Source organism: Pseudomonas fluorescens (assembly GCF_001648775.1).
In the GTDB taxonomy this organism is placed as follows: Bacteria; Pseudomonadota; Gammaproteobacteria; order Pseudomonadales; family Pseudomonadaceae; genus Aquipseudomonas; species Aquipseudomonas fluorescens_M.
Window position 1 is genome coordinate 112548 of sequence record NZ_LVEJ01000023.1, and the last position, 12458, is coordinate 125005.

At 61.0% G+C, this 12458-nt stretch carries 10 protein-coding genes; 8 read left to right on the plus strand and 2 right to left on the minus strand.

What is annotated here, in order from left to right; all coding sequences use genetic code 11:
- Positions 1-77 precede the first annotated feature (77 nt).
- From A8O26_RS20610 to A8O26_RS20620, 3 genes are all read left to right on the plus strand, one after another.
- On the plus strand, positions 78-1436 hold the full coding sequence (locus A8O26_RS20610) for a TolC family outer membrane protein (RefSeq protein ID WP_064119607.1): 1359 nt from the start codon (positions 78-80) through the stop codon (positions 1434-1436).
- Between the two features lie 152 nt (positions 1437-1588).
- The gene (locus tag A8O26_RS20615) at positions 1589-3748 is read left to right on the plus strand and encodes a type I secretion system permease/ATPase (RefSeq protein WP_064119608.1); all 2160 of its coding nucleotides are present in this window, start codon (positions 1589-1591) and stop codon (positions 3746-3748) included.
- A gap of 10 nt (positions 3749-3758) precedes the next feature.
- A complete protein-coding gene (locus A8O26_RS20620; protein ID WP_064119609.1) occupies positions 3759-5120 on the plus strand; it encodes an HlyD family type I secretion periplasmic adaptor subunit in 1362 nt (453 codons plus the stop codon).
- A gap of 121 nt (positions 5121-5241) precedes the next feature.
- On the opposite strand, the gene A8O26_RS20625 is transcribed toward A8O26_RS20620, so the two are convergent.
- Complete coding sequence (locus A8O26_RS20625) at positions 5242-5838, minus strand: tRNA-uridine aminocarboxypropyltransferase (RefSeq protein ID WP_064119610.1); 597 nt, start codon at positions 5836-5838, stop codon at positions 5242-5244.
- An 18-nt stretch (positions 5839-5856) separates the two neighbouring features.
- Complete coding sequence (locus tag A8O26_RS20630) at positions 5857-6750, minus strand: LysR family transcriptional regulator (RefSeq protein WP_007914510.1); 894 nt, start codon at positions 6748-6750, stop codon at positions 5857-5859.
- A 396-nt stretch (positions 6751-7146) separates the two neighbouring features.
- Here A8O26_RS20630 and speB point away from each other — a divergent pair, with 396 nt between their 5' ends.
- The 5 genes from speB to A8O26_RS20655 all read left to right on the plus strand — a co-directional run bounded on the left by speB (position 7147) and on the right by A8O26_RS20655 (position 12445).
- Positions 7147-8097 carry an agmatinase gene (gene speB, locus A8O26_RS20635; RefSeq protein WP_003222717.1) on the plus strand — a complete coding sequence of 317 codons (951 nt, stop codon included), beginning with the start codon at positions 7147-7149 and terminating at the stop codon, positions 8095-8097.
- Between the two features lie 10 nt (positions 8098-8107).
- Positions 8108-8530, plus strand: coding sequence for a YybH family protein (locus tag A8O26_RS20640; RefSeq protein WP_064119611.1), 423 nt, complete (start codon positions 8108-8110; stop codon positions 8528-8530).
- A 55-nt stretch (positions 8531-8585) separates the two neighbouring features.
- The gene (locus A8O26_RS20645; protein ID WP_064119612.1) at positions 8586-10097 is read left to right on the plus strand and encodes a purine-cytosine permease family protein; all 1512 of its coding nucleotides are present in this window, start codon (positions 8586-8588) and stop codon (positions 10095-10097) included.
- A 157-nt stretch (positions 10098-10254) separates the two neighbouring features.
- A complete protein-coding gene (locus tag A8O26_RS20650) occupies positions 10255-11634 on the plus strand; it encodes a sodium:solute symporter (RefSeq protein ID WP_064119613.1) in 1380 nt (459 codons plus the stop codon).
- An 85-nt stretch (positions 11635-11719) separates the two neighbouring features.
- The gene (locus A8O26_RS20655) at positions 11720-12445 is read left to right on the plus strand and encodes an MBL fold metallo-hydrolase (protein ID WP_064119614.1); all 726 of its coding nucleotides are present in this window, start codon (positions 11720-11722) and stop codon (positions 12443-12445) included.
- Positions 12446-12458 lie beyond the last annotated feature (13 nt).

Consider the following 12458-nt stretch of genomic DNA (forward strand, 5'->3'; position numbering starts at 1 on the left):
TGAAACGCTTAGACCTAAAAATATCGTCAAATATTTGGCGACAGTAACACACCATCAGGACTCAGGGAGATGCACCCATGCGCGTTCTAACCCCCCTCTGCAGCGCGGTTTTGCTGGCCATGGCTTGCACTTCTCAAGCCCAGGCCATGAACCTCACCGAGGCTATTCAAAGCACCATCGCTACACACCCGGAACTGGCTTCGCGCGTGGACGCGCGCCTGTCGGCTGATGAACAAATCAAAGTCGCCAAGGGCGGCTTCTATCCGTCCGTCGATTTGAACGCCGCGTATGGCCGTGGCTACAGCGACAACACCAACACCCGGGCCTTCGGTAATCACCACACCGAAATCCTCAATTACACCCAGTCGGAGCTGCGCCTGCGGCAGATGCTGTTCGATGGTTTCAACACCGCCAACGAAGTCGAGCGCACCAAAGGCGTGTCAAATTCGCGCGCGTACTACGCGCAAGGCACCGCTCAGGATCTGGCCCTGCGCACCATCGAGGTCTACCTCGAAGTGCTCAAGCGCCGCGAGCTGGTGACGCTGGCGCGCAACAACCTGCAGGCGCACTTGCGCGTCAATGACCAGATCGGCCTGCGCACCGAGCGCGGCGTCGGCAGCACCGCCGACTCGGATCAATCGGTCGCGCGTAAAGCGCTGGCGCAGAACAACCTCGACACCGCCGAAGTCGATCTGTCTGACGCCGAAGCAAACTTCTACAGTGTGGTCGGGCGCATGCCCGATGAGCTGGAAACGCCGGCCTCGACCCGTGGCGAACTGCCGACCGAATTGCGTGAAGCCCAGCAGAGCATGGTCGACAACAACCCGTATCTGAAATCCGCGCAGGCTGACGTGCAGTCGGCCGAGAGCCAGTATGAAGTCGCCAAATCGCCGTTCTACCCGCGCTTCGATGCCGAAGCCGCCGTGGGCGCGAACAACAACGTGCAAGGCGATGAAGGCCACGACAACGAATGGCGCGTAGGTGTGGTGATGAACTACAACCTGTTTCGTGGCGGCAGCGACAAGGCGCGCCTCGCCTCCGACGCGCACCAGATCAATCAGGCGATGGACATCCGCAACAACGCCCTGCGCCAGCTCAACGAGAACATCCGCCTGGCGTGGAACGCCATGGAAAACGCGAAGAAACAGACCCCGACCGCCCGCGAGTACGCCGAAACCACCAAACGCGTACGCGCGGCTTATCAGGACCAGTTCGGCCTTGGCCAACGAACCCTGCTCGACTTGCTCGACAGTGAAAACGAGCTCTACAACGCCAACCGCCGCTACACCGAAATCCGCTACACCGAGGAATATTCGATGTACCGCGTGCTGGCGAACATGGGCCAGTTGCTGAGCAAACAACGAGTGGTGCTGCCGGCGGATGCGATTGCCGCGACCGAAGTGAAAAACGAAGCGCGCTTGCCCGAGTTGAAATAACCCATTGTGGCGAGGGAGCTTGCTCCCGCTGGGTTGCGCAGCGGCCCCAAAGCATCAGGCGGCAATGAAATCCAGGTGAGTGCTGCGCACTCAAGCGGGAGCAAGCTCCCTCGCCACGGGTTATCGGGTAGTCATCAACGGGAGCGATCAATATGACCAGCATGGAACCCGGCCACACCGGGGTCGATCCGCGGCTGAGCTTCGATGATCCGTTACTCGACGGCCTGTTGATCCTCTGCAAACTGCATGGCGCGACGGTCAGTCGGGCCAGCCTGAGTGCCGGGCTGCCGCTGAACAAACAACGCCTGAGTCTCGACCTGTTACCCCGCGCCGCCGCGAGGGCCGGGTTGCAGGCGCGCATTCTGCGCCGTGAACTGAAAGACATCTCGCCGCTCAATCTGCCGCTTCTGTTGCTGCTCAACGACGGCCGCACCGCCGTGTTGCGGCGTTTCGGCGACGACGGCAAAGCGTTGATTCTGCCCAGCGAAGCCGATGGCGGCGAACAATGGATCAGCCGCGAAGAACTCAATGAACACTACAGCGGCCAGGCCTTGTTCGCCCGCCCGCGCCACGAACTCGAAGACCTGCGCTCGCCATTGGTGCCACGGGTCCATGCGTGGTTTCGCGACACCCTGAAGCTGTCGAAATGGTTGTATAGCGACGCGATTCTCGCCAGTTTCCTGATCAACCTGTTAGGCCTGATGGTGCCGCTGTTTGTCATGCAGACCTACGACCGCGTCGTGCCGAATCAGGCCACGTCGACCCTGTGGGTGCTGTCGATCGGCTTGCTGATCGGTACAGGGTTTGAATTGGTTTTGCGGGTGGTGCGCGCACACCTGCTCGACACCGCCGGCAAGAAAACCGATGTGATCCTTTCCGCGACTTTATTCGAGCGCATCACCGGCATGTCGATGAAGGCACGGCCGGCGACCATCGGCGGTTTCGCGCAGAGCATTCATGACTTTCAGGGCCTGCGCGAATTCCTCACGGCAGTGACGCTGACCAGCCTGATCGACCTGCCATTCGTGGTGCTGATGTTGGTAGTTATCGGCCTGCTCGGCGGCTGGCTGGTGGTGATTCCGCTGCTGGCGTTTCCGATCACCATCCTCTTCGCGATGATCATTCAGGTCCGCCTGCGTGACACCGTGCAAAAGAGCCTGAGTCTCGGCGCTGAACGGCAGGCCGTGCTGATCGAAACCCTCGGCGGTCTGGAAACCCTCAAGGCCTGCAGCGCCGAAAGTGAGCGCCAGCACAAATGGGAAAGCACCCACGGCGCCCTCACCCGTCTCGACAGCCACGCGCGTAATTTGTCGGCGCTGGCCACCAACGGCACGCTGTTCATTCAGCAGTTTTCCGGGATGGCGACGATCGTTGCCGGGGTCTACAGCATCATCGCCGGCAACCTCAGCGTCGGTGCGCTGGTCGCCAGTTATATGCTCGGCAGCCGCGTGCTCGCGCCGCTGGGGCAGATTGCCGGGCTGATCACCCGCTATCAGCAAGCGCAACTGACCATGAAAAGCACCGATGCGCTGATGGCTCTGCCGCAGGAACGCGACGGCAAACAACGGCCGCTGGAACGCACGCAACTGCAAGGCGCGCTGGACGTCAGCGGCGTGACCTTTCATTACAACGGCCAGAATGCGCCGGCGCTGAGCAATGTCAGCTTCAGCCTGAAACCCGGTGAGCGGGTCGGCATCATCGGTCGCAGCGGTTCGGGCAAAAGTACGTTGGCGCGATTGGTCATGGGCTTCTACGAACCCGAAGAAGGCCAACTGTTGCTCGACGGCCTCGACCTGCGCCAACTCGACGTCGCCGATCTGCGTCAGCAAATCGGTTATGTCGCCCACGACCTGCCGCTGCTCGCCGGCAGCCTGCGCGACAACCTCACCCTTGGCGCACGCTACATCAGCGATTCACGCATGCTCGAAGTGGCCGAACTGACCGGCGTCACCGAACTCGCTCGCCAGCACCCGCAAGGCTTCGATCGTCCGGTGGGCGAGCGCGGGCAATTGCTCTCCGGCGGTCAACGTCAGGCAGTTTTGCTGGCGCGATCGCTGCTGCTCGATCCACCGATCATGCTGCTCGACGAACCCACCAGCGCCATGGACAACAGCAGCGAGGACTTGCTGCGGCAGAAGCTGCACGGCTGGGTACAAGGCAAGACGCTGCTGCTGGTCACCCACCGTACCTCGATGTTGAGTCTGGTGGACCGGTTGCTGGTGCTGGATAACGGCCGGGTCGTCGCTGACGGCCCGAAAGAAGCGGTCATCGATGCACTGCGCAAGGGCCGTGTCGGCTCGGCGGCGGTCTAGGAGTTGTCCCATGTCTGCTTCCTCCGATAGCAAAGAACGCGGCTACTTCGACAGTTTCGGCAAAAGCGCCGAAGCCGAATTCATGCCGGAAACCGCCGGCGCGTCCTTGCAGGATTCGCCGCGCTGGTCGCGGATCACCGTGTGGCTGGCGGCGGCGCTGCTGATCAGCGCGGTGGTCTGGGCCAAGTTCGCCGTGCTCGAAGAAGTGACCATGGGCGAAGGCAAGGCGATTCCGTCGAGCAAGATTCAGGTGATCCAGAACCTTGAGGGCGGGATCGTCACCGAGATTTTCGTCCGTGAAGGCCAGATGGTGAACAAGGGTGACACCCTGCTGCGCCTGGATGACACGCGGTTTCTGTCGAACAAGGGTGAGAGCGAAGCCGATCGTTATGCGCTGACCGCGCAGGTCGAGCGGCTGTCGGCGGAAGCCGAGGGCCGGCCGTTCAAGCTCTCTGACGAAGTCATCGCCAAGGCGCCGCAAGTCGCCGAAGACGAACGTTCACTGTACGACCAGCGCCAACGGCGGCTGGCCAGTGAACAGCGCACCCTCAGCGAACAACTGCGGCAGAAGACTCAGGAACTGGCGGAGTTTCGTTCCAAGCAAGGCCAGTTCAGTTCCAGCCTGGCGCTGTTGCAGCAAGAGATGAACATGTCTGAGCCGCTGGTGAAAACCGGCGCGGTGTCCCCCGTGGAGATCCTGCGCCTTAAACGCAGTGCCGTGGAAATTCGTGGCTCTTTGAACGCCACGACTTTGGCGATTCCCCGCGCCGAATCGGCGATTGCCGAGATCCGCAGCAAGATCGACGAATCCGAACAAACCTTCCGCTCCGAGGCCGCCAAAGAGCTGAATGAGAAACGCACCGACCTGTCGAAAATCACCGCCTCCAGCATCGCCATCGACGACCGTGTCAGCCGTACTACCGTGACTTCGCCAGTGCATGGCGTGATCAAGCAATTAAAGGTCAACACCATCGGCGGCGTGGTCCAGCCGGGCAGCGACATGGTCGAAATCGTGCCGCTGGAAGACAACCTGCTGATCGAGGCCAAGGTGCGCCCGCAGGATGTTGCTTTCCTGCATCCGGGCCAGAAAGCCATGGTCAAGTTCAGCGCCTACGACTACACGATTTACGGCGGGCTGAGCGCCAAGCTTGAGTTGATCGGCGCGGACACGATTACCGATGACAAGGGCAACAGCTTCTATCTGATTCAGGTGCGTACCGATAAAAACCATTTGGGCGGCGATGTGAAACCGCTGCTGATCATTCCGGGGATGGTGGCGACGGTGGACATTATTACCGGGGAGAAGAGCGTGCTGGATTACCTGCTTAAACCAGTGCTTAAAGCCCGGACTGAGGCGATGCGTGAGCGCTAGTCATTGTTGAGATTTGCGGTGATTGATCTGGCGCCTTCGCGAGCAAGCTCGCTCCCACACTTTGGAATGCACTCCCCTGTGGGAGCGAGCTTGCTCGCGAAGAAGCCGGCACTATCAACGCCTATCTATCGCCATGATTACGCTGGAAGGTCTCCTCCCCCATCGCCGCAATCTGCCCCTCGATCAACGCCTCGAACGGCTTGAGCAACGGCTCGAATGACGCCGGCGCCTCCAGCGTTTGCAACGCCTGCACAATCGCCTCAATCGTCGACAACGCCCCCGGCCCCGGCGCCTTGCGCAAGCGATAGCGCGACACGCCGCCCTCGGCCAGCGTCACCCGTGGCAACGCCGCCAGCAGCGGATTGAGGTGCAACATCTTGCGCGCCTTGCGCCACGTGCCATCCGGCACCACCAGCAACAGGGGTTCATCGGGCTCGCCGTAAGCTTGCATCGGTTGCGCATCATCAGCGGGAAACAACAACCGCGCCCGATACCCGGGCCGGTTCAACAGCGCCGGCAAATCCTCGAACACCTCACCAACGATCAGCTCGGCATTGGTCAAGCCGAGTGCCGCCAGGCGCGCAGTATTCAACGCATGATTGACCTCGCTCGGATGCTGTAACAGCAAGACCCGCGTGCGGCTGGCGAGGCTCGGGATCAACGGGCACAGGCAATGGGTTTGGGGGCGCAGGCAGCGCGGGCATTGCGGTCTGGACATACTTCTTTTTCCTACAAGCTATGCCTGATTGAGCTGAGCTTTGAGCAAATCGCGGAAGGTCTGAATCAGCGGTTCACGGCTGCGGCCGCGGCGCATGATCATCGAAAACGGCGCCTGATAGCCGAAGGTCGCCGGCAGCAACACGCGCAAATCACCCTTGTCAGCCCAGGCCTGAGCGTAGTGCTCCGGCAAGTAGCCGATGTAGGCGCCGGACAGCACCAGAATCAGCTGCGCCTCCATGCTTTCCACCGTCGCGGCGCTGTGTTTGAAACCGTGGCGGGCGAGTTCAGCCTGACTCCAGTAACCGCGTCCGACCATACGTTGCTGGGTGATGACTTGCTCGGGGATGCGCCGCTCGTTGAACAACGGATGCCGGCTACTGCAATACAACCAGTGTTGTTCGCGGTACAGCGGCATGTAGATCAGACCGCTCATGCGCGTGGAAAACGCACCGATGGCCAGATCGAGGCGGTTGTCCTGCACGCCAAGTTGCAGTTCGTACGGGCTCATCACCGACAGATGCAAATGCACCGCCGGGTGTTCCTGACTATAGGCGCCGATGGCTTCGGCGAATGGCAGGGCCTTGTCGCTGACGGTAGAGTCGATCACGCCGAGGTTGAGCGTGCCGCGCAGTTCGCCCTTGAGCGCGGCGGCGTATTGCTCGAAACCTTCGAGTTCGGCGAGCAGGCGCAGGGTTTCCTGATGGAACAGCTCGCCCTTGCTGGTCAGACTGAACCCGCCGCGCCCGCGATGACACAGCACCAGGCCGAGCGCGGCCTCGAGCTGGCTCATGTAGGTGCTGATCGCCGAGGTCGACAGGTTGAGTTCCTGCTGGGCGTTGGCGAAACCCTGATGGCGCACGACGCTGACGAAGATGCGTAACAGTTTCAGGTCGGGTAAAGCGTTGGCCATGTCTACTCCGGGCTTTAGAGATGTGTTGCCTGATAAAACTTTCCCTCACCCCAGCCCTCTCCCTGAGGGAGAGGGAGCCTACCGAGCTGTTATGAGGATTTACGCCGACCTGCGATATCGAGTCGAACTCAGGATTCGAAAGCAATAGAGATCAGCTCCCTCTCCTGGGGGAGAGGGCTGGGGTGAGGGCAACGATCTCCTGTCGATCACACGACCCGAACCCGACAAAGTCTAATCGCCCCTCGCCCATTAGTTTAGAAAAATCTGAACTAAGTTTTTGCCCGTAGCGATTCTTTCCCCTCACTACATTTCGCATCATCGGCCCCACAGCGGCGTCCGAACCTGTGCTCAACGGCGCGCCGATATAAATAAAACAAAGACGATGAGGCCTTACCCGTGGACAAGATTCTTCACCAACCACTGGGCGGCAACGAAATGCCGCGCTTCGGCGGCATCGCCACCATGCTCCGACTTCCCCATGTACCGACCGCTGCCGGCCTGGACGCTGCTTTCGTAGGCGTGCCACTGGACATCGGTACTTCGCTGCGCCCCGGCACCCGCTTCGGGCCACGCGACATCCGCACCGAATCGGTGATGATCCGCCCGTACAACATGGCCACCGGCGCTGCGCCGTTCGATTCGCTGTCGGTCGCCGACATCGGTGACGTGGCGATCAATACCTTCAACCTGCTCGACGCCGTGCGCATCATCGAAGAAGCCTACGACAACATCCTCGAGCACAACGTGATCCCGATGACTTTGGGTGGCGACCACACCATCACCCTGCCGATCCTGCGGGCGATTCATAAAAAGCACGGCAAGGTCGGTCTGGTGCACATCGATGCCCACGCTGACGTCAACGATCACATGTTCGGCGAGAAGATCGCCCACGGTACGACCTTCCGTCGCGCCGTCGAAGAAGGTCTTCTGGACTGTGACCGCGTGGTGCAAATTGGTCTGCGTGCGCAGGGTTACACCGCTGATGACTTCAACTGGAGCCGCGATCAGGGCTTCCGCGTAGTTCAAGCCGAAGAGTGCTGGCACAAGTCGCTGGCACCGCTGATGGCCGAAGTGCGCGAGAAAGTCGGCGGCGGTCCGGTGTACCTGAGCTTCGACATCGACGGCATCGATCCGGCCTGGGCCCCTGGCACCGGCACCCCGGAAATCGGTGGTCTGACGACCATTCAGGCAATTGAGATCGTTCGCGGCTGCCAAGGCCTCGACCTGATCGGTTGCGATCTGGTAGAAGTCTCGCCCGCTTATGACACCACCGGCAACACCTCGCTGCTGGCCGCCAACCTGCTGTACGAAATGCTCTGCGTACTGCCTGGCGTGGTCCATCGCTGAGGGTCGGGTCATGAACGAACGTGATCAGGTTTTGCAAGCGGCCGCCGATCTGGTGGCCGCCTTCGCCCGTAACGATCGCGAGGCTTACTTCGGCGCGTTCAGCGCCGATGCAAGTTTCGTCTTCTACACCCTCGAACAGCCGCTGCTGTCGCGCGATGCCTATCAGGCCTTGTGGGACAGCTGGCGCGCCGAGGATGGCTTCGAGGTGCTTGCGTGCACCTCGAGCAACGCCTTCGTCAGCCTGCAAGGTGACGTGGCGATTTTCATCCATGACGTGGCCACCGAGCTGCGCATGCAAGGGGAGCAACACTTCAGCCAGGAGCGCGAGACGATTGTTTTCAAGAAACAAGCGTCGAGCCTAGAACAACAAGGCCATTGGCTGGCCTGCCACGAACATTTGTCCGCAATGCCGGAAGGGCTGCCATCCCCTTAGCCAAGACAGGTGACGCTCACGCACGATGAGCGCGCCTTTATGATCGGAGCAGATCATGAATAACAACAACAACGACCAAAGCCTTACGCAGATTGAAACCCACGGGGTCGAACAGATCCCGGACCACGAACGCAGCGCAGGCCCGACGGACTTGTTCCGGATGATCTTCGGTGGTTCGAATACCTTTGCCACCGCCGTGCTCGGCAGTTTCCCGGTGCTGTTCGGTCTGTCTTTTCAGGCCGGCGTCTGGGCGATTGTGTCGGGCGTGCTGCTGGGCTCGCTGATCCTCGCACCGATGGGCCTGTTCGGCCCGCTCAACGGCACCAACAATGCCGTGTCGTCCGGTGCGCACTTCGGCGTGCACGGGCGCATCGTCGGTTCGTTCCTGTCGCTGTTGACCGCTATCGCGTTTTTCTCGCTCTCGGTGTGGAGTTCGGGCGATGCGCTGATCGGCGGTGCGAAACGCCTGATCGGTCTGCCGGAAACCGACCTGACTTTGGGCCTGGCCTACGGTCTGTTCGCGATTCTGGTGCTGACCGTGTGCATCTACGGCTTCCGCTTTCTGCTGTGGGTGAACAAGATCGCGGTGTGGAGCGCCAGCCTGTTGTTCCTGCTGGGCATCTTCGCCTTCGCCGGTCCTTTCGATGTGAACTACGCCGGTACGGTGAATCTCGGTCAGCCGGGCTTCTGGGCCGCGTTCATCGGCGCCGCGCTGGTGGCGATGAGCAACCCGATTTCCTTCGGCGCGTTCCTCGGCGACTGGTCGCGCTACATCCCGCGTGACACTTCCAAGCAACGCATCATGGCGGCGGTGGTGCTGTCGCAGATCGCCACGTTCATCCCGTTCCTGTTCGGCCTGACTACCGCGACCATCGTCGCGATCAAAGCGCCGGACTACATCGCGGCGAACAACTATGTCGGCGGTTTGCTGGCGGTATCGCCGAGCTGGTTCTTCCTGCCGGTGTGCCTGATTGCGGTGATCGGCGGCATGTCCACCGGCACCACCTCGCTGTATGGCACCGGGCTGGACATGTCCAGCGTGTTCCCACGCGTGCTGTCGCGGGTGAAAGCGACGCTGCTGATCGGTGTGCTGTCGATTGCCTTCATCTTCATCGGCCGGTTTGCCGCGAACCTGGTGCAGAGCGTGTCGACCTTCGCCGTGCTGATCATCACCTGCACCACGCCATGGATGGTGATCATGATCATCGGTCTGTTGGTGCGTCGCGGCTTCTACTGCCCGGATGACCTGCAAGTGTTCACGCGCGGCGAACAGGGCGGACGCTACTGGTTCAGCCACGGCTGGAACTGGCGCGGTCTGGGTGCATGGATCCCGAGCGCGGCGGTTGGCTTGTGCTTCGTGAATTTGCCGGGGCAGTTCGTTGGCCCGCTGGGTGAAATGGCCGGCGGCATCGACATCAGTTTGCCGGTGACCCTGGGCCTGGCTTCGGTGGTGTACCTGACGCTGCTGAGCCTGTTCCCGGAGCCGCGCGAAGTGTTCGGCCCGACGGATGCCCGTAGCCAGGGCGCGAAGTCGCCGGTTAAAGCAGCAATGCGCCAAGCCGCCTGAGTAAACGCCTATCCCCTGTGGGAGCGAGCTTGCTCGCGAAAGCGATCTATCAGTCACATCACTTTTGAATGTGCCGCCGCCTTCGCGAGCAAGCTCGCTCCCACAGTGAGATTCGAATTCAGCCTCACATAAAAAAGACAATCGGAGACACGCCATCATGGCTTTGGATTTATTCGTCGTCCTCATCTACGCCGCCGGCATGCTCTTGCTCGGCTACTTCGGCATGCGCAAGGCCAAGACCAACGAGGACTTTCTCGTCGCCGGTCGTAACCTCGGCCCAAGCCTGTACATGGGCACCATGGCCGCGACCGTGCTCGGTGGTGCGTCCACCGTCGGCACCGTGCGTCTGGGCTACGTGCATGGCATTTCCGGTTTCTGGCTGTGCGCGGCCCTCGGTTGCGGCATCGTTGCGCTGAACCTGTTCCTCGCCAAACCGCTGCTGAAACTGAAGATCTACACCGTTACCCAAGTCCTGGAAAAACGCTACAACCCGATGGCCCGCTCGGCGAGCGCGGCGATCATGCTGGCCTACGCGCTGATGATCGGCGTGACCTCGATCCTCGCCATCGGCACCGTGCTGCAAGTGCTGTTCGGCCTGCCGTTCTGGGTCTCGGTGCTGCTTGGCGGCGGTGTGGTAGTGATCTACTCGGCAATCGGCGGCATGTGGTCGCTGACCCTGACCGACATCGTCCAGTTCATCATCAAGACCGTGGGCCTGATGTTCATCCTGTTGCCGATCTGCCTGTACCGCGTCGGCGGTTGGGACGAACTGGTGCTGAAACTGCCGGCGACTGCCTTCAGCTTCACCACCATCGGCTGGGACACGATCATCACCTACTTCATGATCTACTTCTTCGGCATCCTGATCGGTCAGGACATCTGGCAACGGGTGTTCACCGTCAAGACCGCGAAAGTCGCGCAATACGCCGGCAGCATCGCCGGCATCTACTGCATCGTCTACGGTCTGGCCTGCGCGCTGATCGGCATGGCTGCGCACGTGCTGATCCCGGATCTGGACAACGTCAACAACGCCTTCGCCGCCATCGTCAAACTGTCGCTGCCGGACGGCATCCGTGGTCTGGTGATCGCTGCGGCACTTGCAGCCATGATGTCCACCGCCAGCGCCGGCCTGCTCGCCGCCGCCACCACCCTGACTGAAGACCTGCTGCCGAAACTGCGTGGCGGCAAACAGTCGAGCCTGGCGATCAACCGCCTGTTTACCCTGCTCACCGGCATCGTTGTGCTGGGTATCGCACTGGTGGTGAACGATGTGATCAGCGCCTTGACCCTCGCTTACAACCTGTTGGTGGGCGGCATGCTGATCCCGCTGATGGGTGCGATCTTCTGGAAACGCGCGACCACCGCCGGCGCCATCGCCAGCATGGGCCTGGGTTTCGCCACCGCGCTGCTGTTCATGTTCAAGGACGGTCTGGATGCGAACACACCGATCTACTACAGCCTGGCTGTGGGTCTGGTGAGTTTTGTGGTGGTCAGCCTGGTCTCCCCTCGCCCGGCAACCGTGGCGAGTGCGATCTAAGCTCTGATGTAACGACTTGATGCTTTCTTCGACGGGTGTGGCGTCGGTTGCCACACCCGTTTTTTTCGTCTGGAGAAAAGTGAATATGAAGATCGTTTCTCGCGATCAGTGGTTCGAAGTACAGAGTTTGAGTGACGGCATTAAGCTGATTCATGAACCGTATATTCGGCCGTTTTACCGCTGCAACTTGTGGCATGTGCAGGGGCGCGACAAAGATTTGCTGCTGGACAGCGGTTCAGGTCTGGTGAGCTTGCGTGAGCAGTTGCCGTGGCTTACCGAGCGGCCGCTGGTGGCAGTGGCCAGTCATTGCCACTTCGACCATATCGCCGGGCATCATGAATTTGCTGAACGGCTGGTGCACCCCGCCGAGGCTGACATTCTGGCGGCGCCGGATGGCGAGAACGATTTGAGCCGCGCCTTCGTCGGCGACGACATGTTTGAAGCGCACCCGGATTGCCCGTTGTGCTACGCCGAATACCGGGTCAAAGCCGCGCCGGCCACCGGGTTTGTCGAGGACGGCGATGTGCTCGATCTGGGCAATCGCACGCTGCAAGTGCTGCACACGCCGGGGCATTCGCCGGGCGGCATCAGCCTGTACGAGGCGGCGACTGAAACCCTGTTCAGCGGCGACATCATCTACGACGGGCCGCTGATCGAAGACGCCTACCATTCCAATCTGCAGGATTACGCCAGCAGTCTGCGGCGTTTGCAGGCGTTGCCGATCCGCACGGTGCATGGCGGCCACTTCGGCAGTTTTTCCGGGGCACATTTGCGCTCGATGGTTGACGAATGGTTGCGCGGGCACGCCTGAGGCCTGCTTCACT